This window comes from Nocardia sp. NPDC056064 (assembly GCF_042266925.1).
In the GTDB taxonomy this organism is placed as follows: domain Bacteria; phylum Actinomycetota; class Actinomycetes; order Mycobacteriales; family Mycobacteriaceae; genus Nocardia.
On sequence record NZ_JBHJWO010000001.1, the window covers coordinates 1,544,829 to 1,568,132 of the forward strand.

Genomic DNA, 23,304 nt, shown 5'->3' on the forward strand with positions numbered 1-23,304 from the left:
AGGATCTTTCCGAATTCGGGTCCGGACCGGCGGCGTCAGCTCCCCGCCAGCTCGTCGATCCACCGCTCGAGCCGCGCCCCCTCGGTGACCATCAGCCCGGGATCGCGGAAGGTGTTGGTGAGCACGGATATCCCCTGATACGCGGCGACGAAGGCGATGGCGAGCTCGGCGGCGTCGGGACGGCCCAGCTCCGCGAACTGGCCACGGGCCCAGTCCACGAGCAGCCCCATGACCCGGGCGGGTTCCCCCCGGAAGCCGTCGGCGCGTTTGTCGAGTTCGGTGGCCAGCGTGCCGAACGGGCACCCGAAGCGGGCGGCCGTCTCCCGCTGCTCGACCCAGCCGCGGATCATCGCCCGCAGCCGCTCGGCCGGGCCGGGCAGCGGCTCCAGCTCCGCGACGGTCCGGGCCAGGACCTCGGCGTGCCCGGCGACGACCGCCTCGATGAATTGGTCCTTGGTCTTGAAGTAGTAGTAGACATTGCCGACCGGTACGTCGGCCGCCGCCGCGATATCGGCGATGGTGGTCTTCTCGATGCCCTGTTCGTAGAACACCCGCATCGCCGCGTCGATCAGGCGTTCTCGCTTGCCGATCTTGGCCCCGACCTGCGATTTCGAGTCAGTCATGCAACTGACTATAAGCGCGCTGGCCCGCTTCGGGCACCTGCCGGGACGGCGGGCGCCCGGGTTCAGCGCGCGGGGGTCAGCCGGTCCCGCAGGACGGCCACGCCGGGGCCGGTGAGGTCGGTGAGATAGGCGGGCCTGCCCGCCATGGCCATGGTCAGGGCGAGTGTCGTCCCGCTGACGAGGGGGCCGTTTCCGGTGGTGAAGGGTCCGTCGGTGGCTGCCAGGCGCAGGCCGTCGACGTGGGTCTTGCTCGGTACGGCGAAATCGCGGCTCGCGTAGAAGCCCGCGACGGCGGTGGCCGCCTCGATCGACGGCACGGTGGCCAAACCCAGGGGGCGGCGGATGTCCTGCCCGTGGACGACGACTTCGCCGAGCCAGGCGGCGGTGTGGCCGGAGGCGCCGGTCGTGCTGGTCACGACGGCGCGGAACCGGGTGAGGGTCTCGGCGGGCGTCGCGCCGAGGTGTTCGGCCAGGCGGCGGGCATTGTGCAGGTCGAAGTCGAAGCGGGCACCGAGGACGCTGCGCAACCAGCGCATGCGGCCCAGGCTCGCCGCCGCGGTGAGATGGGCGACGACTTCCTCGACCGTCCAGTTCCCGCACAGCGACGGCCGGGCCCACTGCTCGTCGTCGAGACCGGCGAGATCGGCGGCCAGCGCCGCCCGCTCGGTGTGGGCCAGTGCCCAGAGTTCGGCGCGGGTGTTCGTCATGGGGCCTCCGAAGGGTGTTCCAGGGCATGCCGGACACGCCCTGCCTGTACTGGTGACGGCGCAGGCCGGCCCGATTCATCGGCGGGCACCGCCGCTCGGGCCGACCGCGTCGGAACGACAGGGCACGGGACCTCGACGGGACCGGTGGACGCTGCTCGGCCGTAACGATGTGGTGGGCTGGCGCTCAGCCGATGTCGACCGGGTCGATCTGTACGCGCAGCGGCGCGTCGGAGCGGTGGGAGCTGCGCACCGCCTGGGCAGCGGTCAGGGCGCGGGCCAAGGGGGCGCCCGCGGTGCGGCTGACACGCAACAGCATGCGTTCGACCTCGGCGGGGCTGTCGGCGCCCGAGAACGGCTTGCGTGCCGTCGGCGGCAGTGGCACCGGGCCGAGGACTTCGGTGCCGTCGGGAAGTTCTGCGGCATCGAGCAATTCGGCGATCGAGGCGGTGGTGCCGTCGACGGCGGCCAGGCGGACGGCGGGCGGGAAGCCGACTTCGGCGCGGGCCTCGAGTTCGGCGGCGGCGTGGTTGACCGGGTCCCACCGGACCAGGGCCTGCACTGTGGGCAGGCCGGGATCGGCCATCACGATGACCTGGCCGCGCGGACGGACCAGGGCGGCGGCGCCCATCCAGCGGCGCAGGGTGTCCTCGGTGGCACGCAGGTCGGCGCGCCCGAGCAGGGCCCAGCCGTCGAGCAGCAGTGCCACACCGTAGCCGCCCGGTACGAGCGGTTCGGCACCGACCGTGGCGACGACCACCTGGGCCCCCGGTTCGACGGTGTCGAGCACTTCCCCACCGCCGGAACCGCGGATCGGGACGCCGGGGAAGGCGCGACCGAGTTCCTCGGCGGTGCGGGCCGCGCCGATGACCATCGCCCGCAGTGCCCTGGCCCCGCACGCCTGGCAGCGGTAGGCGGCCTCGGTGATGCCGCACCATCGGCACTGTGGGCTGGCCGCCTCGCCGTCACCCGACTGCGGCAGCGACAGCGGCCCGTTGCAGTGCCTGCAGCGGGCCGGGGTACGGCACTTGGCGCAGGCCAGCGACGGGACATAGCCGCGTCGCGGGACCTGGACCAGCACCGCGGCGTTCTCCTTGAGCGCGGAGCGGGCGGCCGCGAAGGCCACGCCGGGCATGCGCACCGCGCGGGCCAGCGCGTCGCGTTCCAGCGCGAAGTCGGTGTCCCCCGGGGCGCTGATCCGGGGCATCACGTCCCGCAGGACCTGTCGTTCGGCGAGCAGATCGTGGGCCCATCCGGATTCGACCACGGCCTGGATCTCGGCCGTGCGGGCGAATCCGGCCGCGACGAAGGCGGCGCCGGTCTCGTGGGCGCGCAGCATGGCGACCTCGCGCGCGTGCGGATACGGCGAGCGCGGTTCGGCGTAGGTGTCGTCGCCGTCGTCCCACAGCGCGATCAGACCGAGGTCGTGCGCCGGGGCGAACACCGCCGCCCGCGTCCCGACCACGATCCGCGCCTGCCCGCGCAGCACCGCCAGCCACCGCCGGTACCGGGCCGCCGGACCCAGCCCCGCCGACAAGCCGACCGCCGAATCCCCCACCAGCCGAACACATTCCGCCAGCAGCCGATCCAGATCCCGCTGATCCGGCACCATCAGCACCGCACTGCGCCCACTCGCCACCACAGTCGCCGCGAGCTCGGCCAGCCGCGCCGCCCAGTCCTCCCCCGGCAGCGCCTGCCACGCCGCGCGCGGTCCGCGACCGTCCGCCAATGCGGCGATGAAGGCACCACCGTGCAGGTACCGCTCCCAGGCGGTGGCGTCGACCGTCGCCTGCTCGTCGCTGCCCGGAACCGTGCCCGAGCCCGAAACAGGTGGCCCGGACACAGGGGAATCCACGTCGACCGACGGAGAGGAGGCACGCTGCGTGGGTTCCGGTGACGCGGCGGGATCGGCGTCGGGTCGGGAGGCGGTGAGGGATTCGGTACCCGGCGGTGGTGTCACGTGATGTTCGGCGGACTTCTTCGCGGGCGACTTCTTCTTCGCACCACCGTTTTCGGTACTCGCGTGCCGGGGTGGGATCGCCAGGCGGAGGACATCGGCGCGGGTGCCCGCGTAGCGGGCGGCGACCGTGGTGGCCAGGCGGAGGATTTCCGGGGTGAGGACGCGTTCGGCGGAGACGACGCGTTCGAGGGGCATCATCTTGCCGGTGTGGTCGGTGCGCGGGAGGCGGGCCAGGAGGTAGCCGTCGACCAGGCGGCCCGCGAAACGCACGCGCACCCGGACGCCGGGCTGGGCGATCTCGTCGAGTTCCGGCGGCACCAGGTAGTCGAAATCGCGATCCAGGTGCGCAGGCGACAGCAGCGGGAGCACCCGAGCGATCGGGTGTCCCGCTGCTGTCGATGGATCGTCCGCTGCCACGCGGGCGGTGGGTACTACAGGCCGACGGCCGCGCGCAGCTTGTCGGCGCGGTCCGTGTGCTCCCAGGGCAGGTCGACATCGGTGCGGCCGAAGTGACCGTAGGCGGCGGTCGGCGCGTAGATCGGGCGCAGCAGGTCCAGGTCGCGGATGATCGCGCCCGGACGCAGGTCGAAGACCTCCGAGATCGCGGTGGAGATGCGCCTCGGGTCGATCTTCTCGGTGCCGAAGGTCTCGACGAACAGGCCGACCGGGGCCGCCTTGCCGATGGCATAGGCGACCTGCACCTCGACGCGCTCCGCCAGCCCGGCGGCCACGACGTTCTTGGCGACCCAGCGCATGGCGTAGGCGGCCGAGCGGTCCACCTTCGACGGGTCCTTGCCGGAGAACGCGCCACCACCGTGGCGGGCCATGCCGCCGTAGGTGTCGACGATGATCTTGCGGCCGGTCAGGCCCGCGTCACCCATCGGGCCACCGAGGACGAACTTGCCGGTGGGGTTCACCAGCAGGCGGATGTCGGAGGTGTCCAGGGTGGGCAGGTCCAGATCGCCGATGACGGCGTCGACGACCTTCTCGCGGATATCGGGGGCCAGCAGGTTGTCCAGGTCGATATCGGCCGCGTGCTGGGTGGAGATGACGACCGTGTCGAGGCGGACCGGGCGGTCACCGTCGTATTCGATGGTGACCTGGGTCTTGCCGTCGGGACGCAGGTAGGGCAGCACGCCGGACTTGCGGACCTCGGTGAGCTTGCGCGAGAGCCGGTGCGCCAGCGCGATCGGCAGCGGCATCAGCTCGGGGGTGTCGGTGGTGGCGTAGCCGAACATCAGGCCCTGGTCACCGGCACCCTGACGCTCGATGGCGTCGTCGGAACCGCCGACGCGCGCCTCGTGCGAGGTGTCGACGCCCTGCGCGATATCGGGCGACTGGGCACCGATCGCGATGTTGACACCGCAGGAGTTGCCGTCGAAACCCTTTGCGGAGGAGTCGTATCCGATCTCGAGGACCTTCTCGCGCACGATCCGCGGGATGTCGGCGTAGGCGGAGGTGGTGACCTCGCCCGCGACATGGACCTGACCGGTCGTGACCAGGGTTTCCACGGCCACGCGGCTGCCCGGATCCTCGGTGAGCAACGCATCGAGGATGGAATCGCTGATCGCGTCACAGATCTTGTCCGGATGCCCCTCGGTCACGGACTCACTGGTGAATAGCCGACTACCTGTCGTACGCACAGTTATTCCCTCTCCCTCAACGGGTTACTTCGTTCTCTTCAAGACTATTCCAAACCGCCGACGCGGTGGCCAGTTCATACCAAGCCACGCCGCGATCACCTGTCCCGGCGGTACACTGCGCGACCCTCGTTGGCGCGCAACGGTTTTCGTGTGAAATCGGTGGATACGCCCGGTCAGCGCAGCAGCGGGACGAGCGCGTCGAGCACCCGGCTGGCCAGCAGCGCCTTCGATCCGTGATCGAGGGCCTGTTCGGTGCCGTCGGCGCCGAGCAGCCAGCCGTCGTTGGTGTCGACCTCGAACGCCTTGCCCTCACCGACCGCGTTGACCACGAGCAGATCGCAGCCCTTGCGGGCCAGCTTGGCGCGCGCGTGGGTGAGCACGTCACCGTTGTCGTCGCCGGTCTCGGCGGCGAAACCGACGATCGCGGTCCCGGCCAGCTTGCCCTCGGTGCGCGCGTCGACCAGTCCGGCGAGGATGTCCTCGTTCTTGGTCAGCGGGATCACGTCGGGTTCGTCGGCGCCCTTCTTGATCTTGGCGGCGGCGACGTGGGTGGGCCGGAAATCGGCGACGGCGGCGGCCATGATGACCGCGTCGGCGCCGAGCGCGTGCTTGTCGACCGCGATCTTGAGCTGGTCGGCGGTGGTGATGTGGACCAGATCGACCGCGGCGGGCGGCGCGAGCTCGATGGTGTTGCCCGCGATCAGCGTCACCTGGGCGCCGCGCTGGGCGGCCACCCTGGCCAGGGCGTAGCCCTGCTTACCGGAGCTGCGGTTGCCGAGGAAGCGCACCGGGTCGAGGGGTTCCCTCGTACCTCCGGCGGTGATCACCACCCGGCGGCCGGTCAGGTCGCGGGGCAGCGCGTCGGCGCGTTCGAGCAGCAGCGAGGCGAGGCCGAAGATCTCCTCCGGCTCCGGCAGCCGTCCCGGACCCGTATCGGTGCCGGTGAGCCGGCCCGATGCGGGTTCCATGACATTGGCGCCGTGCGCGCGCAGGGTCGCGACATTGGCCACCGTCGCCGGATGCTCCCACATCTCGGTGTGCATCGCGGGCGCGAACAACACCGGACATCGGGCCGTCAGCAACGTGGCGGTGAGTAGGTCGTCGGCGCGGCCCTGGGCCGCGCGGGCCATCAGATCCGCGGTGGCGGGAGCGATGACGACGAGGTCGGCCTCCTGGCCGATGCGGACATGCGGCACCTCGGGCACGTCGGCGAACACGCCGGTGTGCACCGGCTGACCGGACAGTGCCTCGAAGGTCGCCTTACCGACGAACTGCAGGGCCGACTCGGTGGGGATGACCCGCACCTGGTGGCCGGTCTCGGTAAACCGGCGAACGAGGGCACACGCCTTGTACGCGGCGATGCCCCCGCCGACCCCGACGACGATCCGCATGGTCTCTACGCCTCCGGAAAAGAGATTGTCACTCGCCCTCGGTGTGCTCGAGCAGGTCGGAGTGGATTTCGCGCATGGCGACCGACAGCGGCTTCTCCTGCAGGCCGGGCTCGACCAGCGGGCCGACGTACTCGAGGATGCCGTCGCCGAGCTGGTTGTAGTAGTCGTTGATCTGACGCGCGCGCTTGGCCGCGTAGATCACCAGGGCGTACTTGGACGAGGTGCGCTCGAGCAGTTCGTCGATCGGCGGGTTGGTGAGGCCGATCGGAGTGTCGTACGCGGGCGCTGCGGTGATGTCCGTGCTCACTAGGGGAGGCTCCTGGGTGGTTAGTGGGTCAAGAACTCGAATTTGTGCTAACGAATAACGATACCAACTGCTCGCAGGCCGTCGTCACCTCGGCGTTCACGATCACCGTGTCGAACTCGTCACAGGCCGCCAATTCGACCCGGGCGGTCTCGAGCCTGCGCTCGATCACCTCGGGGGTCTCGGTGCCGCGCGAGCGCAGCCGCGCGACCAGTTCGTCCCAGCTCGGCGGGGCGAGGAACACCAGCAGAGCCTCGGGCATCGCCCGACGCACCGACCGGGCGCCCTCCAGATCGACTTCGAGCAGGACGTGATGTCCGGCCGCCAGTGCTTCCCGCACCGGGGCCGCGGGGGTGCCCGAACGCTGCAACCCCCCGTGGATGTCTGCCCATTCGAGCAGTTCGTCCGCCTCGATCATGGCGTCGAACTCGGCCCGGGACACGAAGCGGTAGTCGCGGCCGTCGACTTCCCCGGGCCGGGGGGCCCGGGTCGTCGCCGACACACTGAAGACCAGTTCGGGCAGGCGTTCCCGCACGCACCGCACGACCGTGGACTTACCCACGGCCGAGGGGCCGACCAGTACGACCAGTCGACCCTTCCGCGTGTGTTCGACCACCTGGATCAGGAGTCGAAGTCGAAGCGAGCCAGCAGCGCCTTGCGCTGACGGTCGCCCAGGCCACGGAGACGCCGGGTGGGGGCGATCTCCAGCTCGGTCATGATCTCGGCAGCCTTGACCTTGCCCACCTTCGGCAGAGCCTCGAGCAGCGCCGACACCTTCATCTTGCCGAGAATCTCATCGGACTCGGCATCGGTGAGGACCTGCTTCAGGTTGGTGCCACCACGCTTCAGGCGCTCCTTGAGCTCTGCCCGAGCGCGGCGAGCGGCAGCCGCCTTCTCCAGAGCAGCGGCGCGCTGCTCGTCAGTCAGCTGGGGAAGGGCCACGGGTTCCTCCGTCTCATCGTTCATTGCTAGATCTACCGCCGGTTACCCGAACGGTCTGTGCGACCGTACCCACGGTGCGCGCCGATTGCGAACCCGACCCCCAGGTCAGGGCAGGAATACGGATGCCGTATGGGACGCGCGGACCAGATGCGGTGACACCGGATTCCACTGCCCCGATCCTACCGACCGATCGGTAAAACAAGCATCTACCTGCGGTGATACCGAATTGGGCGATGTTAGCCACCGGGTAGCGATCCAGGGTGTCGGCCCCCTGGCAAACTCGGCACCGCGCGACCAGGGGGTTTCCCGAAAATCCCCGCGTGTCGCGCGATTTCGTACCGCGTGTCGTCACGATCGGGAACGAAAGCGGTCCAGAACCGCGCCCGAGGCGGTGACGGTGACCTCGTCGATCCAGGCCGGAATCGGGGCGGCCCTGGCGATGTAGTCGCGCACCAGGCCGTACGGAATGGCCTTCACCGCGGCCTCGGCCACGGCGATCGACCGCGCGTCGGCGGTCCCGAATTCGACGCCTACCGCGGTGAACAGGGCGGCCCGCATGCCGTCGTTCACCGTCGCGATCGCGGCGCGCAGCTCGTCGGGGCCGACCTCGAGCAGTTCGTCGTGATGGAACATCTTCATCGCCCTGGCCTCGGTCGGATGCTCGCGGCAGTAGCGCGGCAGGAACACCGCGGCGGCGAGCAGCGGCGCGGGCCCGGTGAGCGCGGTGACGAAGCCCTCGTGGAAACGTCGGATCGAGCGCAGCCACAGCCGGGCGAGCAGTTCGTCACGGGAGGCGAAGCGCACATAGATCGACCCGGAGTGCGCCCCGGCGGCCGCGCTGATCGCCGCGATGGACGGGCGGGTGATCGTCGGATCGACGAGCAGATCGCGGGCCGCGTCGAGCACCTGGTCGTCGGTGAAGAGGCGGGGTCTTGCCACCGGCTCAGCCTAGTGGCAGGGTTTATGAATATGAATTCAAGAACTAGATTCCCCGTCGCAGGCAGCGCTCTGGTGTTCATCGCCACCGTGCACACGATCATGGGCGTGGTCCTGCTCGCGGCCAGTGATCAGGACACCGAGCTGTCGTTCTGGTTCACCGCGTTCGGAGTGGTCGGGATCGGTCTGGGGCTGGCCATGATCGAACTGGAACGCGCCCGCGGGTTCGTGCCGGGGCCGGTCCTGGTCGTGCTCGCCGTGACCGTCGGCTTCGGTCTCGTCTTCGATCCGGTGTCCGGTTTCGTCACGCTGCTGGTTCCGCTGGGCTTCGGCGCGCTCGGTTGGTGGCGAGCGCGGAATCGGCAGGCGACGGCGGCCTGAGCGGCCTCACACACCCGCCTGCAGGTGCTGCAGGATCGCGAGCACACGGCGGTTGTGTGCCTCGCCGACCGGCAGGTCCAGCTTGGTGAAGATGGCGTTGATGTGCTTCTCGACGGCACTGCGGGTGACGAACAGCTGGGCGCAGATGGCGGCGTTGCTCAGTCCCTGCGCCATGAGTTCGAGCACTTGACGTTCACGCTCGGTCAGCCGGTGCAGTGGAGAATCGGCGCGATTGCGCAGCAGGAGTTGGCGCACCACCTCCGGGTCGAAGGCCGTGCCGCCGGTGCCGACGCGCTCGACCGCGTCGAGAAAGGCACCGATCGCGGCGACACGGTCCTTGAGCAGGTAGCCGATCCCGCCGGTGCCGGTCAGGAACTCCGCCGCGTGCCTGCGCTCGACGTACTGCGACAGCACCAGCACGGCGATGCCGGGCTGTTCGCGGCGGATCTCGAGCGCGGCCCTGATCCCCTCGTCGACATGGTCGGGCGGCATCCGGACATCGGCGATGACGAGGTCGGGCGGCCGCACCCGGACCGCGGCGAGCAGTTCGGTCGCGGTGCCGACCGAGTCGGCGATCTCGTGCCCCTCGGCGGTGAGCAGCTGGGCCAGGCTCTCGCGCAGCAGCGCCGAGTCCTCGGCCAGGGTTATCCGCACGGAACCTCCACGGTGATGATCGTCGGACCGCCCGGCGGACTGTCCACCGCCATCGTGCCGTCCAGCGCGGTGACGCGGGTGGCGATGCCGGTCAGCCCGTGTCCGGCCGGGTCGGCGCCGCCACGGCCGTCGTCGGTGACGCGCAGGCGCACCAGTGGTCCATCGCGAGCGACGTCGACCGCGATCGCGGTGGCGCCGGAGTGCTTGATGGCGTTGGTGATCGCCTCGCTGGCGGTGAAGTAGCAGGCCGATTCGACCGGACGGGGTGCGCGGCCGTCGAGGGCGCAGTCGAGGCGGGTGGGTACCGGGGTTCTGTCAGCGAGTGCTTCGAGCGCGGCGTGCAGGCCGTCGCGGGCGAGCATGGCCGGATAGATGCGCCAGGACACCTCGCGCAGTTCGTCGAGGATGTGCCCGGTCTCGGTGATCGCGCGGCGATGCAGGTCGGCGCGGCGGTCCGGGTCGGCTTCGCGCTCGACCCGGCCGAGCAGGATCGACAGGGCGACCACCCGCTGCTGGACGCCGTCGTGCAGGTCGCGTTCGATGCGGCGGCGTTCGTCGTCGATCACCTCGACCACCTCCGCGCGCGTGGTGGTGAGCTGGGCGACCCGCTGCGCCAGTTCCGCCGGTCCCGGTCGCGTGCTCCGCCGGAGGCACCAGGCGTCGGCGCGCACCACCCCGAGCAAGCCGTGGACGGCCAGGAAGCACAGCACCGCGCCCGGCAGCGCCAGGGCCACGACGGTCCCCCAGCTGACCTGCCCCGGTTCGGTCGCGTCGACGATCGGCACCGCCGCGCCGGTCGTCGCGCCGTAGACCAGGGCCACCGCCACCACGACACCGAGCCCGGACAGGGCCAGGACCAGCGCCGCGAGCACCCCGACGAGCGCGCGGGCCGCCAGATAGCCCGCCGCGCGCGGACCGTGCGGCGCGCCGGTGTCGCGCACGCCGAGCAGCCCGGTGAGCCGCCGCCGTTCGAGATCGGCGATCCGGTCGGTCAGTCCGATCGCGAACGGGGCGAGCAGGACACCGAGCAAGTCCAGCGGCACGGCGAGCACCCCGAGCAGGTAGCCGCCGACGGCCCGCGGCGCGGTTCGGTGCAGCGACGGTCCGGGGCTCATCATCCGATTCTCGCCCGACGCTCACCGCGCAGCTGACGCAGCCGCAGCACGAGCCACACCGAGACGCCGGCCAGCACGCCGACGATCACGAGTTTCTGCAGTACGCCCGCGTAGTCCTCGACGCGGTGCCAGTTCTCGCCGAGGAAGTAGCCGGCGAGTACGAACACTGTGTTCCAGAGCAGGCTGCCCGCAGTGGTGAGCAGCGTGAATCGGCCCAGTGGCATGCGTTCGACACCGGCCGGAATGGAGATGAGGCTGCGGAAGATCGGGATCATCCGGCCGAAGAACACGGCTTTGTCACCGTGACGGGCGAACCAGGCCTCGGTGCGGTCCAGGTCGGACAGGCGAACCAGCGGCAGCCGGTCGACGATGCGGCGCAGCCGGTCCCGGCCGAGCGCGACGCCGAAGCCGTAGAGCGCCAGCGCGCCGACGACCGAGCCCAGGGTGGTCCACAGCAGGACCTCGGCCAGGCTGAACCGGCCGCGGCCGGCGGTGAATCCGGCCAGCGGGAGGATCACCTCGCTGGGCAGTGGTGGAAAGAGGTTCTCCAGTGCGATGGCGATGCCGGCGCCGAGGCCGCCGAGTCGTTCCATCAGCTCGACCGCCCAGCCCGCGATGCCGGTGAGCTCGGTCGAATTCGCTGTCGTATCCATGGTTTCGACGCTAGGAATCCGGGCGCCGAGGATCGGTAGCGTCAGCCACCCGGGCGGTGCCGGGTCACCGCAGTGTCGGGGTGGGGTTTTCCGCACCCCGGTCACGGGGCATGCACCCTCGCGGGCGGCGGGAGGGGTGCCTAGCGTCGAAATGTATGCGACAGAAGATGTTTCGGTTCGCCGTGGTGGTCACGGGGACCGTGCTGGTTGCCGTCCTGGTGGCCGCCACCGTCCTCGTGACGGCACGATGGCGGGTGGTGGGTGGTGTGGTCGAGGCCTCCGCGCGATGGGCGGACGCCGACGTCGTGCTGCGGGTCTCGGACGGGGAGCGGCATCGCGACTGGTACCACGGCGCCGGCGCGGCCGAGCAGTCCGCGCCGGGCCCGCTGAGCCGGTTCCGGATCGGCAGTGTCACCAAGACCTTCGTCGCCACGGTGGTGCTGCAGTTGGTGGACGAGGGCAAGATCACCCTCGACGCCCCCATCGCGGCGCAATTACCCGACGCGATCCCCGGCGGAGACCGAATGACGGTGCGGCAGCTGATGAATCACACCAGCGGGCTCTACGACTACATGAAGGAACCCGGCCGCTCGACGAACCGGTGGCGCGGCGCCGCCCGATTCGCCCACCACGAGCCCCGCGATCTGCTCGCCGCCGCGGTGAGTCACGCACCGTACTTCGCACCGGGCGAGCGCTTCCGCTACTCGAACACCAACTACCTCGTGCTCGGCCTGCTGATCGAGCACGTGACCGGGCAGCGATACGGCGACGAGATCCGCGAGAGAATCCTCACCCCACTCCGGCTGACCGCGACGTCGGTTCCCGGCGACGATCCGCAGGTCCCGGCGCCCGCACTCACCGCGCACCGCGACATCGACGGCATGGGCCGGGTGGAGGTGACCGAGATGAATCCCTCGCTGGACTGGGCGGCGGGCGAGATGATCTCCACGATCACCGACCTCGACGCCTTCTTCGCCGCGCTCCTGGGTGGGCGGCTGACCAGCCCGTCGTCCCTGGAACAGATGCGGCAGACGGTGCCGATGGGGATGGGATTCCACTACGGCCTCGGCCTGCAACGCTTCGACCCGCCGTGCGGCGCCGAACTGTGGGGGCACGGCGGTGAGCTGCTCGGCTACGTGACCTCCGCGTTCCGGTCCACCGACGGTCGTGCACTGACGATGGTCGTCGGCTCGGCGGCCTCGTCGGATGCACTCACCCTGTTCGCCACAGCGACCGCGACCTTTTGTCTCGCCTGAAAGGTGCCGACAGCCCTGGCTCGCCGAGCACCGGCGCGGCGAACAACGAGGCCGGGGAAGCGTCTCGCTCCCCCGGCCTCGTCTCGGTGTCAGTTCTGCAGGAAGGCGAACTGCTCCTGCAGCTGAGCCATCTTGTCGCACAGCGCCGTCACCGACGGGCCGACGCCGAGGAGCTCGCGCGACACCGCGGGAATGGCGGCCGCGTAGTTGGCCTCGGTGACCAGGGCGCGAATGGAATCCGCTCCCCCGCCCTGCGCGCCGACGCCCGGCATCAGGATCGGGCCGTTGAGGGTCGACAGGTCCGGCGCCTCGGTGAGGGTGGCGCCGATGACGACGCCGACCGAGCCGAAGCCGGGTCCGGCATTGCGGGCCGCGGCCTCGTCGACCATCGTCTGCGCGATGGTGCGACCGTCCGGCGCGGTGATCCGTTGCAGTTGCGCCCCTTCGGGATTCGAGGTCGCCGAGAGGACGAACACGCCACGGTGGTTGGCCTGGGCCAGGCTCAGCGCCGGGTCCAGCGATCCGAACCCGAGGTAGGGCGAGACCGTCACCGCGTCCGAACCCAACGGCCCGTTGCCGAGCCAGGCCTGCGCGTAGGCGTCCATGGTGGACCCGATGTCGCCACGCTTGGCGTCGGCCAGCACCAGGGTGCCCGAGGCACGCAGCACCGAGATGGTGCGTTCCAGGACCGCGATGCCGCCGGAACCGTAGGGCTCGAAGAAGGCGACCTGCGGCTTGACCAGGGCGACGCGCCCGTCGAAGGCTTCGACGCAGATCTCGGCGAAGGTCTCCAGTCCGTCGACGTCCTCGGTCAGGCCCCAGGCCCGCAGCAGGCCGGGATGGGGATCGATGCCGACACACACCGGACCGAACTGCCGCATGGCCTGCTGCAATCGGCTGCCGAATGTCGTCATCGATCCCGCTCCTTCGTTGTCCTGATCAGCCACGCAGCACCGAGTGCAGTTCCTGCAGCGAGCGCACGCCGATACCGCCGTTGATGCTCGCCTCGATGCCCTGCACCGCCGCGGCCGCGCCCTGCACGGTGGTGATGCACGGGATGTTCGCGCCCACCGCGGCGGTGCGGATCTCGTAGCCGTCCACGCGGGGGCCCGAGTTGCCGTAGGGGGTGTTGAACACGATGTCGATCTCGCCGTCGCGGATCTGCTCGACGATCGAGGCCAGCGGGGTGCCGGTCTCGGGGTCGACGGTGTCCGGGTCGGAGTGCTTGCGCACCTGCTCGCACGGAATGCCGTTGCGGCGCAGGGTTTCCGCGGTGCCCTCGGTGGCGAGGATGCGGAAGCCCAGGTCGTGCAGGCGCTTGATCGGGAACACCATGGCGCGCTTGTCGCGGTTGGCGATCGAGACGAACACGGTGCCCTCGGTGGGCAGCGAACCGTAGGCGGCGGCCTGGCTCTTGGCGAAGGCGGTGCCGAAATCGGCGTCGATGCCCATGACCTCACCGGTGGACTTCATCTCCGGCGACAGCAGCGAGTCCACGCCGGAGCCGTCGGCGCGACGGAACCGGTGGAAGGGCAGCACGGCTTCCTTCACCGCGACCGGCGCGTCGAGCGGCACGTGGCCGCCGTCGCCCTCGGGCGGCAGCATGCCTTCCTTGCGCAGGTCGGCGATGGTGGCGCCGAGCATGACGCGCGCGCAGGCCTTGGCCAGCGGCACCGCGGTGGCCTTGGAGACGAACGGAACCGTCCGGCTCGCCCGGGGATTGGCCTCGAGCACGTAGAGCACGTCGTCCTTGAGGGCGTACTGCACGTTGAGCAGGCCCTTGACGCCGATGCCCTTGGCCAGCGCGATGGTGGAGCGGCGCACGGCCTCGATGTCGCTGCGGCCCAGGGTGATCGGGGGCAGCGCGCAGGCGGAGTCACCGGAGTGGATGCCGGCTTCCTCGATGTGCTCCATCACGCCGCCGAGGTAGACCTCTTCGCCGTCGCACAGGGCGTCGACGTCGATCTCGATGGCGTCTTCCAGGAAGCGGTCGACCAGCACCGGGTGCTCGGGGTTGAGCTCGGTGGCGCGGGAGATGTAGCCCTCGAGGGACTTCTCGTCGTAGACGATCTCCATGCCGCGACCGCCCAGCACGTAGGACGGGCGCACCAGCACCGGGTAGCCGATCTCGGCGGCGATCTTCTTGGCCTGCTCGACCGTGGTGGCGGTGCCGTACTTGGGCGCGGGCAGTCCGGCCGCGACGAGCACGTCACCGAATTCGCCGCGGTCCTCGGCCAGGTCGATGGCGGCCGCGGAGGTGCCGACGACGGGCACGCCCGCGTCGGTGAGCCGCTGCGCCAGGCTCAGCGGGGTCTGGCCGCCGAGCTGCACGATGACACCGGCGACGGTGCCCGACTCGGCTTCGGCGTGGTACACCTCGAGGACGTCCTCGAAGGTGAGCGGCTCGAAGTAGAGGCGATCGGCGGTGTCGTAGTCGGTGGAGACGGTCTCGGGGTTGCAGTTGACCATGACGGTCTCGTAGCCCGCGGCCGACAGCGTCTGCGCGGCGTGCACACACGAGTAGTCGAACTCGATGCCCTGACCGATGCGGTTGGGGCCCGAGCCCAGGATGATCACCTTGTCGCGCTCACGCTGCGGCGCGACCTCGGACTCGGCGCCGGGATCGAGCTCGTAGGCGCTGTAGTGGTACGGCGTCTTGGCCTCGAACTCGGCGGCGCAGGTGTCGACGGTCTTGTAGACCGGACGCACACCGAGCCGGTGCCGCAGGGCGCGCACGCCGGACTCACCGGCCAGCTCGGGCCGCAGGGCGGCGAGCTGACGGTCGGACAGGCCGTAGTGCTTGGCGCGGCGCAGCAGGTCCTCGTCGAGGACCGGGGCGTCCAGGATCTCCTGGCGCAGCTCGACCAGGCCGGCGACCTCGGCGACGAACCACGGGTCGACACCGGAGGCCAGCGCGGTCTCCTCGATGCTCGCGCCGTAGCGCAGCGCGCGCTCGACCTGGTAGATGCGGCCTTCGGTGGGCACGCGCAGGTCGGCGAGGATGGCCTCGATGGCCTCGCGCACCGACGCCGGGTCGCTGGGATCCTTCGGCGCCCACTGCCCGTCGTCGAGGGTCCAGAAGCTGGTGGCCTTGGTCTCGAGCGAGCGCAGCACCTTGCCCAGGGCCTCGGTGAAGTTGCGGCCCATCGACATGGCCTCGCCCACCGACTTCATGGTGGTGGTGAGGGTGTCGTCGGCGCCGGGGAACTTCTCGAAGGCGAAGCGCGGGGCCTTGACCACGACGTAGTCCAGGGTCGGCTCGAAGCAGGCCGGGGTCTCGCCGGTGATGTCGTTGACGATCTCGTCGAGGGTGTAGCCGATGGCCAGCTTGGCGGCGATCTTGGCGATCGGGAAGCCGGTGGCTTTGGAGGCCAGCGCCGAGGAACGCGAGACGCGGGGGTTCATCTCGATGACGATCAGGCGGCCGTCGGCGGGGTCCACCGCGAACTGGATGTTGCAGCCGCCGGTGTCGACGCCGACCTCGCGCAGGATGGCGATGCCCAGATCGCGCATCTTCTGGTATTCGCGGTCGGTGAGGGTCATGGCCGGGGCCACGGTCATCGAGTCGCCGGTGTGCACGCCCATCGGGTCGACGTTCTCGATGGAGCAGACGATGACCACGTTGTCGCGGCCGTCGCGCATGAGCTCGAGCTCGTATTCCTTCCAGCCGAGGATGGACTCCTCGATCAGGACGTTCGCGGTCGGCGAGGCGGCCAGGCCGCCACCGGCGATGCGGTCGAGGTCCTCGTCGTTGTAGGCCATGCCGGAGCCGAGGCCACCCATGGTGAACGACGGGCGCACGACCACGGGGAAACCGAGCTCGGCGACGGTCTCGCGGACCTCGGCCATGGTGTAACAGACCTTGGAGCGCGCGGACTCGCCGCCGACCTTGGCGACGATGTCCTTGAACTTCTGCCGGTCCTCACCGCGCTGGATGGCGTCGAAGTCGGCGCCGATCAGCTCGACGTTGTACTTCTCCAGCACCCCGCGCTCGTGCAGCGCGACCGCGGTGTTGAGCGCGGTCTGCCCGCCGAGGGTGGCCAGGATGGCGTCGGGACGCTCCTTGTCGATGACCTTCTCGACGAACTCCGGGGTGATCGGCTCCACGTAGGTGGAGTCGGCGAACTCGGGGTCGGTCATGATGGTCGCCGGGTTGGAGTTCACCAGCGATACGCGCAGTCCCTCGGACCGCAGCACCCGGCACGCCTGGGTGCCGGAGTAGTCGAATTCGCACGCCTGGCCGATGACGATCGGGCCAGAGCCGATCACCAGGATGTGCTTCAGATCCTCGCGGCGAGGCATCAGGCTCCTTCCATGAGACCGGCGAAACGGTCGAACAGGTATGCGGCGTCGTGCGGGCCTGCGGCGGCCTCGGGGTGGTACTGCACCGAGAAGGCGCGACCGTCGATCAGTCGCACACCCTCGACGGTGCCATCGTTGGCGCAGATGTGGGAGACCTCGGCCTTGCCGAAGGGGGTGTCGAACACCTCGCCCTTCTCGCCCTCGAGGGCGAAGCCGTGGTTCTGGGCGGTGATGGAGATGCGGCCGGTGCCCTCTTCGACCACCGGGATGTTGATGCCGCGGTGGCCGAACTTCATCTTGTAGGTGTTACGGCCCAGCGCGCGGCCCAGGATCTGGTTGCCGAAGCAGATGCCGAACAGGGGGATGCCGCGTTCCAGGACACCCTGGGTCAGCGCGATGGCGCCGGTCTGGGTGGCCGGGTCACCGGGGCCGTTGGAGAGGAACACGCCGTTGGGGTTCAGCGCCAGGATGTCGTCGAGGGAGGTGTTCGACGGCACCACGTGGGTGCGCACGCCGCGCTCGGCGAACATGCGCGGGGTGTTGGTCTTGATGCCCAGGTCGACCGCGACGACGGTGAAGCGGTGCTCGCCCACCGGTTCGATCGTGTACATGCCGTCGGTGCTGACCTCTTCGGCCAGGTCGGCGCCGAGCATCGAGGCCTGGCCGTTGACCCGGGCCAGCAGTTCCTCGTCACCGGCCAGGGCGGCACCGGAGAAGATGCCCGCCTTCATCGAACCGCGGGTGCGCAGGTGACGCACCACCGCGCGGGTGTCGATGCCGGCGATGCCGACCACGTTCTGGCGGTCGAGCTCGTCCTGCAGGGTGCCGTTGGCACGCCAGTTGGAGGACACGCGTGAGGGGTCGCGCACGGCGTAGCCGGCGACCCAGATCTTGGCGGACTCGTCGTCCTCGTCGTTCCAGCCCGTGTTGCCGATCTGCGGGGCCGTGGCCACCACGATCTGGCGGTCGTAGCTGGGGTCGGTCAGGGTTTCCTGGTAGCCGGTCATCGCCGTGCAGAACACGGCCTCACCGAGCGTCTGTCCCTCGGCGCCGAAGGCGGTACCGCGGAACACGCGGCCGTCCTCCAGCACCAGAGCCGCTTTGGTCTTGCTCATTCATCGTCTCCCGTCGTCACCCTGGTCGCATCCGCGGTCCATGCCGGGTACACCGTCTTGTCGTCGCCGCGGAAACCGGTATCGATCTCGGTTCCGCTCGGCAGTGTCCAGCGAATCACCAGCACACCGTTGTTCGTCATCACCTTGCCCGCGTGGCCGCGCTCGGTGCGCACGACCGTCACCGATTCCTGCGGAATCCAGATCGGCGTGGCCCCGTCGCGCTCGAGCAGGATGCCGCGCTCGAACCGCGTCAGTTCGGCGGTCGCCCGGAAGCCCAGGTCACCGACCGCGATCCGGTCCTGCCAGCTGGGCGCGATGGTGCTGCCCAGGTAGAGGCCGGTGGTCGGCTCGAGCAGCTGCGCGCCCAGTTCGGCGGGCACCGCGGGCAGTTCGCCGATGCGGTCGCGCTGCCGGGCGGCCTTCTTGTTCCAGGCCCGGTACATCAGCCACAGGCACAGCAGGAACAGGGCAAGGCAGCCCACCACCCACAGAGTTCTATCCACGTTCCTGGCCTCCTCGGATCCCGACCGCCTTGCCCTCGCGGGCAGTCACCCGGCCGCGCAGCACGGTGGCTGACACCTGGGCCGGGAACGTCATGTCCTCGAACGGGGTGTTGTTCGAGATGCTCGCGAGTTCGGCGCCGCGCACCGTCCACTCGGCGTCGGGGTCGATCAGCGTGAGGTTGGCCGGTTCGCCGACGGCGATCGGGCGGCCGTGGTCGTCGAGACCGACGATGGCGGCGGGCTTCTCGCTCATCACCCGGGCGACCCCGCGCCAGTCCAGCAGGCCCGGCGTCACCATCGTCTGCACGATGATCGACAGCGCGGTCTCCAGGCCGAGCATCCCGGGGCGGGCGGCGGCGAACTCGCAGCACTTGTCCTGTTCGGCGTGCGGGGCGTGGTCGGTGGCGACACAGTCGATGACGCCCTCGGCCAGTGCCTGCCGCAGCGCGGCCACGTCGGCGGACTCGCGCAGCGGCGGGTTGACCTTGTTGACCGCGTCGTAGGTCTCCAGGCGCGAGTCGTCGAGCAGCAGGTGGTGCGGGGTGACCTCGGCGGTGATCGAGATGCCCTGGGACTTGGCCCATTTCACCAGTTCGACGGTGCCCGCGGTGGAGGCGTGGCAGATGTGCACGCGGGCACCGGCGTCGCGGGCCAGCAGCGCGTCGCGGGCCACGATGGACTCCTCGGCGGCGCGCGGCCACCCGGCCAGGCCGAGGCGGGCGGCATTGGGGCCCTCGTGCGCGACGGCGCCCTCGGTCAGGCGCGGCTCCTCCGCGTGCTGGGCGATGAGCACGCCCAGGGAGTTCGCGTATTCGAGGGCACGGCGCATGATCAGCGGGTCGTAGACGCAGTGGCCGTCGTCGGAGAACATCCGCACCTGGCCGACACCGGCGGCCATGGTGCCCATCTCGGCGAGCTGCTTGCCCTCGAGCCCCACGGTGACCGCGCCGACCGGGAACACGTCGACCAGGCCGACCTCCTGGCCGCGGCGCCACACGTGATCGGTGATGACGTGCGAGTCGGCGACCGGGCTGGTGTTGGCCATGGCGAACACCGCGGTGTAGCCGCCCAGTGCCGCGGCGGCGGAACCGGTTTCGATGGTCTCGGTGTCTTCGCGGCCGGGCTCGCGCAGGTGGGTGTGCAGGTCGACGAAGCCGGGCAGCAGGATCTGGCCCGCACCCTCGACGATCTCGGCGTCCGCGGCGTCGAGGCCGGGGCCGATCTCGGCGATCACGCCGTCGCGCACCAGCACGTCGACCGGCTCGCCCTCGCCGTAGGGGCGGACGTTCTTGATCAGCAGCTCACTCATACCGTTTCCTCCTGGCCCACGAGCAGCCGGAACAACACGGCCATCCGCATGTGCACTCCGTTCGAGACCTGCTGCAGCACCGCCGCCTTCGGCGAATCGGCGACCGCCGAGGCGATCTCCATGCCGCGCAGCATCGGACCGGGGTGCAGCACCACGGCGTCGTCACCGAGCAGGGCCAGCCTGCGCTCGGACAGTCCGTAGTTGATCGAGTATTCGCGCGCCGACGGGAAGAAGCCGCCGTTCATCCGCTCGGCCTGCACGCGCAGCATCATCACCGCGTCGGCGCCGGGCAGTTCCGCGTCCAGCGAGGTGGCGATCCGGCACGGCCAGGACTCCACGCCCACCGGCAGCAGGGTGCGCGGGGCGACCAGCACCACCTCGGCGCCGAGAGTGTCGAGCAGCACCACGTTCGAGCGGGCGACCCGGCTGTGCAGGATGTCACCGACCAGCACGATCCGCTTGCCCTCGATGTCACCGAGCCGCTGACGCAGGGTCAGCGCGTCGAGCAGCGCCTGGGTGGGGTGCTGGTGGGTGCCGTCACCGGCGTTGATGATCGAGGGGGCGACGCGGTTCTCCTCGCGCGCCCACTGATCCATCCAGCGCGCGATCTGATGCGCGGCGCCGGAGGCCGGGTGCCGCACGATCAGCGCGTCGGCACCGGCGGCGTGCAGGGTGAGCGCGGTGTCGCGCAGCGATTCGCCCTTGGAGACCGAGGAACTCGACGCGCTCACATTGATCACGTCGGCGCTCATCCACTTGCCCGCGACCTCGAAGGACACGCGGGTGCGGGTGGAGTTCTCGTAGAACACCGTCATCACGGTGCGGCCGCGCAGGGTCGGCAGCTTCTTCACCTCGCGGCCCAGCAGGGCCTGTTCGAAGCGCTCGGCCTCGTCGAGGAGTTCGGTGGCGGCGCCGCGATCGAGATCGGCGACCGTCAACAGATGCTTCACGCCTGAGCCTCCTGATGCAGGTACACACCGTCGTGGCCGTCGTGCTCGCTCAGCAGCACCGAGATGTCCTCGGCGCGCGAGGTGGGCACGTTCTTGCCCACGTAGTCGGCGCGGATCGGTAGTTCGCGGTGTCCGCGGTCGATGAGCACGGCCAGCTGCACGGCGCGGGGGCGGCCGAGGTCGCGCAGGCCGTCGAGGGCCGAGCGGACGGTGCGGCCGGAGAACAGCACGTCGTCGACGAGCACGACCAGCGCGTTCTCGATGCCACCGTCGGGCACGGAGGTGCGCTCGAGCGGGCGGTGCGGACGGCTGCGCAGGTCGTCGCGGTAGAGGGTGATGTCGAGCGAGCCCAGCGCGGGCCGCACGCCGGAGAATTCCTCGATCCGGTCCGCCAGCCGGTTGGCCAGGGTGGTGCCGCGGGTCGGGATCCCCATGAGAACCACCCGTGGCGCGTCGGCGTCGCCGGAATCCAGGGCGGTCTTCTCGATGATCTGGTGCGCGATCCGCGCGATGGTGCGATGAACATCCGACGGCGACAGCAGTTCGCGGCCGCCTGCCACCCACTCGGGGGTGTGCCGCTGCGATGTTTCGCCCGCGCCGGATCTGGCCGCCCGTTCGGGCACAGCCATGCCGACCTCCTTCCCCGCCTCACCGGACGGTCCGTTAAAGGATGCCTAACTCGCCCGTCAGCTTATCAGCGCCCCGACGACGCTTTGACCAGGTGGCGCCACCTGTGAGCGCCACCACGCGGGGCGGTTCGGGGCTCCGGCCTGCGGCTGCGATCACATCCGGGACCGAAATCCCTGCGAGCGCTGGAATTTCCGGCCGTCGACGGGCCTGGCGCCGGTTCCGGGGAGCGGCGGTGGGTGACCACATTCACGATCGGCTCCGGGGCCGGTCGACTTCCGACGGCTGTCGAAAGCGGGGAGGGTGTCGTCATGGCCGCCATCGTCGACCCTGACGTCGCGTGCGGGTCGAGGCCGCCGTCGCCGCACGGTCACGGCGACGGCGCATGCCGGGAGTCAGCCGGCGAAGGCCTCGAACATGCCGGGCTGATAGGAGCCCGCGGGCATCCGGACGATGACGTTCATCCGGTTGGCGGCGTTGATCAGGCCGATCAGCGCGATCAGCGCGGCGATCTCGTCGTCGGTGAAGTGCGCGCGCACCGCCGCCCAGGTCTCGTCGGAGACTCCGCGGTGATGATCGGCGAGGCGGGTCGCCTCCTCGGTGAGCGCCAGGGCGGCCCGCTCGGCGTCGGTGAACACGGTGGTCTCGCGCCAGGCCGCGACCAGATGCAGCCGCTGCGCCGACTCCCCGGCCGCCGTGGCGTCCTTGGTGTGCATGTCGGTGCAGAAGCCACAGCCGTTGATCTGGCTGGCCCGCAGGTTGACCAGTTCCTTCGTGGTCACGGGCAGCGGCGACTGGTCCAGGATCTGCGCGGCCGCGGCGAAACGCTTCGCGAAGCGGGTGGCGACGGCATTGCCGAACATGTCGAATCGGGCGGTCATGATGTCCTCGTTTCGTGGTGCCGGAAGGGATGACCACAAGACGCCCGCGGCGGTGGGCCCGTGACAGATCGTGGGCGTGACGTGTATCACCGGAATCAGCTGTCACAGAACCCCGGGTGGCGGCGTCTGGTGGACGACCACTCGCGCGACAGACAGGAAGACCTCATGAGCACGGACCCGGCCACCGAGGCGTTCGTCGCCCACCGCAACCTGCTCTTCACCGTCGCCTACGAGATGCTCGGCTCCGCCGCCGACGCCGAGGACGTGCTGCAGGAGACCTGGCTGCGCTGGGTAGACGTCGACCACGCGACCGTGCGGGACGCGCGCGCCTACCTGGTCCGCATCACCACCCGCCAGTCGCTGACCCGGCTGCGTACCCTGGGCCGGCGCAAGGAGACCTACGTCGGGCCGTGGCTGCCGGAACCGCTGTTGACCACGCCCGATATCGCCGAGGACGTGGCACTGGCCGACAGCGTCTCGATGGCCATGCTGCTGGTTCTGGAGACCCTCGCGCCGGTCGAGCGCGCCGTGTTCGTGCTGCGCGAGGTGTTCGATCTGGGCTACGACGAGATCGCCGAGGCCGTCGGCAAATCCCAGGACGCGGTCCGCCAGATCGCGCATCGCGCGCGGGCACACGTCGCCGCCCGCAGACCGCGCGGCCCGGTGAGCACCACCGAGAGCCGCGAGGCCGTCGAGGCGTTCGGACGCGCGGTGCGGACCGGTGACCTGCAGGGGCTGCTCGATCTGCTCGCGCCGGATGTCGTGTTGCTCGCCGACGGCGGCGGGGTGGTCAAGGCGGTGGTGCGGCCGGTGGTGGGCGCGGATCGGGTGGCGCGGCTGCTGTCGCGGGGCATCCCGCGGATCCCGGGGACCGTCACCACCGAGTTCGTGCAGGTCAACGGCGGGCCTGCCGTCCTGGTCCGCGTCGACGGCGTGCTCGACATCGTCGCCGCGCTGCGCCTGGACGACGGTGCGATCACCGGCCTCTACCTCGTGCGCAATCCGGACAAACTCGCCCATCTCGACGACGCCGTCACCGTCGCCCGCTGAGCATC

General features: G+C 70.2%; 23 protein-coding genes. 3 read left to right on the forward strand and 20 right to left on the reverse strand.

The features are described from left to right. Positions 1-35: 35 nt before the first annotated feature. The 9 genes from ACFC06_RS07100 to ACFC06_RS07140 form a co-directional block, all read right to left on the reverse strand. Positions 36-623, reverse strand: a complete 588-nt coding sequence (locus ACFC06_RS07100; protein WP_375928718.1) for a TetR/AcrR family transcriptional regulator — start codon at positions 621-623, stop codon at positions 36-38. Positions 624-685: 62 nt separating this feature from the next. Then, a complete protein-coding gene (locus ACFC06_RS07105) occupies positions 686-1,330 on the reverse strand; it encodes a maleylpyruvate isomerase family mycothiol-dependent enzyme (protein ID WP_375928720.1) in 645 nt (214 codons plus the stop codon). Positions 1,331-1,514: 184 nt separating this feature from the next. Then, a complete protein-coding gene (locus ACFC06_RS07110) occupies positions 1,515-3,656 on the reverse strand; it encodes a primosomal protein N' (protein ID WP_375928722.1) in 2,142 nt (713 codons plus the stop codon). A 62-nt stretch (positions 3,657-3,718) separates the two neighbouring features. Then, positions 3,719-4,930 (reverse strand): methionine adenosyltransferase, encoded by a 1,212-nt coding sequence (gene metK, locus ACFC06_RS07115; RefSeq protein WP_375928724.1) that lies wholly within the window; start codon positions 4,928-4,930, stop codon positions 3,719-3,721. A 173-nt stretch (positions 4,931-5,103) separates the two neighbouring features. After that, positions 5,104-6,321 carry a bifunctional phosphopantothenoylcysteine decarboxylase/phosphopantothenate--cysteine ligase CoaBC gene (coaBC, locus tag ACFC06_RS07120; RefSeq protein ID WP_278264253.1) on the reverse strand — a complete coding sequence of 406 codons (1,218 nt, stop codon included), beginning with the start codon at positions 6,319-6,321 and terminating at the stop codon, positions 5,104-5,106. Between the two features lie 28 nt (positions 6,322-6,349). Beyond that, a complete protein-coding gene (gene rpoZ / locus ACFC06_RS07125) occupies positions 6,350-6,628 on the reverse strand; it encodes a DNA-directed RNA polymerase subunit omega (RefSeq protein ID WP_067493623.1) in 279 nt (92 codons plus the stop codon). Positions 6,629-6,656: 28 nt separating this feature from the next. Beyond that, on the reverse strand, positions 6,657-7,241 hold the full coding sequence (gmk, locus tag ACFC06_RS07130; RefSeq protein ID WP_278264252.1) for a guanylate kinase: 585 nt from the start codon (positions 7,239-7,241) through the stop codon (positions 6,657-6,659). A gap of 5 nt (positions 7,242-7,246) precedes the next feature. Further along, positions 7,247-7,567 (reverse strand): integration host factor, actinobacterial type, encoded by a 321-nt coding sequence (mihF, locus tag ACFC06_RS07135; RefSeq protein WP_030203531.1) that lies wholly within the window; start codon positions 7,565-7,567, stop codon positions 7,247-7,249. A 348-nt stretch (positions 7,568-7,915) separates the two neighbouring features. Continuing rightward, the gene (locus ACFC06_RS07140; protein ID WP_375928727.1) at positions 7,916-8,506 is read right to left on the reverse strand and encodes a TetR family transcriptional regulator; all 591 of its coding nucleotides are present in this window, start codon (positions 8,504-8,506) and stop codon (positions 7,916-7,918) included. A 30-nt stretch (positions 8,507-8,536) separates the two neighbouring features. On the opposite strand from ACFC06_RS07140, the gene ACFC06_RS07145 reads away from it, so the two are divergent. After that, positions 8,537-8,884 carry a DUF6463 family protein gene (locus ACFC06_RS07145; protein ID WP_375928729.1) on the forward strand — a complete coding sequence of 116 codons (348 nt, stop codon included), beginning with the start codon at positions 8,537-8,539 and terminating at the stop codon, positions 8,882-8,884. 6 nt (positions 8,885-8,890) lie between these two features. On the opposite strand, the gene ACFC06_RS07150 is transcribed toward ACFC06_RS07145, so the two are convergent. Genes ACFC06_RS07150 through ACFC06_RS07160 form a run of 3 tightly spaced genes read right to left on the reverse strand, consistent with a single transcriptional unit; the run spans position 8,891 to position 11,306 of the window. Then, a complete protein-coding gene (locus tag ACFC06_RS07150; protein WP_375928731.1) occupies positions 8,891-9,538 on the reverse strand; it encodes a response regulator in 648 nt (215 codons plus the stop codon). Beyond that, positions 9,529-10,653 carry a histidine kinase gene (locus ACFC06_RS07155; RefSeq protein ID WP_375928733.1) on the reverse strand — a complete coding sequence of 375 codons (1,125 nt, stop codon included), beginning with the start codon at positions 10,651-10,653 and terminating at the stop codon, positions 9,529-9,531. The genes ACFC06_RS07150 and ACFC06_RS07155 overlap by 10 nt, the downstream gene beginning before the upstream one ends. Then, a complete protein-coding gene (locus ACFC06_RS07160; RefSeq protein WP_375928735.1) occupies positions 10,653-11,306 on the reverse strand; it encodes a DedA family protein in 654 nt (217 codons plus the stop codon). The genes ACFC06_RS07155 and ACFC06_RS07160 overlap by 1 nt, the downstream gene beginning before the upstream one ends. Before the next feature lie 155 nt (positions 11,307-11,461). Between ACFC06_RS07160 and ACFC06_RS07165 the strand changes: the two genes are divergently transcribed. Next, complete coding sequence (locus tag ACFC06_RS07165) at positions 11,462-12,562, forward strand: serine hydrolase domain-containing protein (protein ID WP_375928737.1); 1,101 nt, start codon at positions 11,462-11,464, stop codon at positions 12,560-12,562. 89 nt (positions 12,563-12,651) lie between these two features. On the opposite strand, the gene pyrF is transcribed toward ACFC06_RS07165, so the two are convergent. The 8 genes from pyrF to ACFC06_RS07205 form a co-directional block, all read right to left on the reverse strand. Further along, complete coding sequence (gene pyrF, locus ACFC06_RS07170; RefSeq protein WP_375928739.1) at positions 12,652-13,476, reverse strand: orotidine-5'-phosphate decarboxylase; 825 nt, start codon at positions 13,474-13,476, stop codon at positions 12,652-12,654. 25 nt (positions 13,477-13,501) lie between these two features. Continuing rightward, the gene (gene carB / locus ACFC06_RS07175) at positions 13,502-16,864 is read right to left on the reverse strand and encodes a carbamoyl-phosphate synthase large subunit (protein ID WP_375928741.1); all 3,363 of its coding nucleotides are present in this window, start codon (positions 16,862-16,864) and stop codon (positions 13,502-13,504) included. Further along, the gene (carA, locus tag ACFC06_RS07180; protein WP_375928743.1) at positions 16,864-17,979 is read right to left on the reverse strand and encodes a glutamine-hydrolyzing carbamoyl-phosphate synthase small subunit; all 1,116 of its coding nucleotides are present in this window, start codon (positions 17,977-17,979) and stop codon (positions 16,864-16,866) included. The genes carB and carA overlap by 1 nt, the downstream gene beginning before the upstream one ends. Continuing rightward, a complete protein-coding gene (locus tag ACFC06_RS07185) occupies positions 17,976-18,482 on the reverse strand; it encodes a transporter (protein WP_375928745.1) in 507 nt (168 codons plus the stop codon). The genes carA and ACFC06_RS07185 overlap by 4 nt, the downstream gene beginning before the upstream one ends. After that, positions 18,475-19,791, reverse strand: coding sequence for a dihydroorotase (locus ACFC06_RS07190; protein ID WP_375928747.1), 1,317 nt, complete (start codon positions 19,789-19,791; stop codon positions 18,475-18,477). Before ACFC06_RS07190 ends, ACFC06_RS07185 begins: the two co-directional genes overlap by 8 nt. Further along, positions 19,788-20,741 carry an aspartate carbamoyltransferase catalytic subunit gene (locus ACFC06_RS07195; RefSeq protein ID WP_375928749.1) on the reverse strand — a complete coding sequence of 318 codons (954 nt, stop codon included), beginning with the start codon at positions 20,739-20,741 and terminating at the stop codon, positions 19,788-19,790. The genes ACFC06_RS07190 and ACFC06_RS07195 overlap by 4 nt, the downstream gene beginning before the upstream one ends. Next, positions 20,738-21,370 carry a bifunctional pyr operon transcriptional regulator/uracil phosphoribosyltransferase PyrR gene (gene pyrR, locus ACFC06_RS07200; RefSeq protein WP_375928751.1) on the reverse strand — a complete coding sequence of 211 codons (633 nt, stop codon included), beginning with the start codon at positions 21,368-21,370 and terminating at the stop codon, positions 20,738-20,740. Before pyrR ends, ACFC06_RS07195 begins: the two co-directional genes overlap by 4 nt. 393 nt (positions 21,371-21,763) lie before the next feature. After that, positions 21,764-22,249: a carboxymuconolactone decarboxylase family protein gene (locus tag ACFC06_RS07205; protein ID WP_375928753.1), complete on the reverse strand. Its 486-nt coding sequence runs from the start codon at positions 22,247-22,249 to the stop codon at positions 21,764-21,766. 165 nt (positions 22,250-22,414) lie between these two features. Between ACFC06_RS07205 and ACFC06_RS07210 the strand changes: the two genes are divergently transcribed. Further along, the gene (locus ACFC06_RS07210) at positions 22,415-23,299 is read left to right on the forward strand and encodes an RNA polymerase sigma-70 factor (RefSeq protein ID WP_375928755.1); all 885 of its coding nucleotides are present in this window, start codon (positions 22,415-22,417) and stop codon (positions 23,297-23,299) included. Positions 23,300-23,304 lie beyond the last annotated feature (5 nt).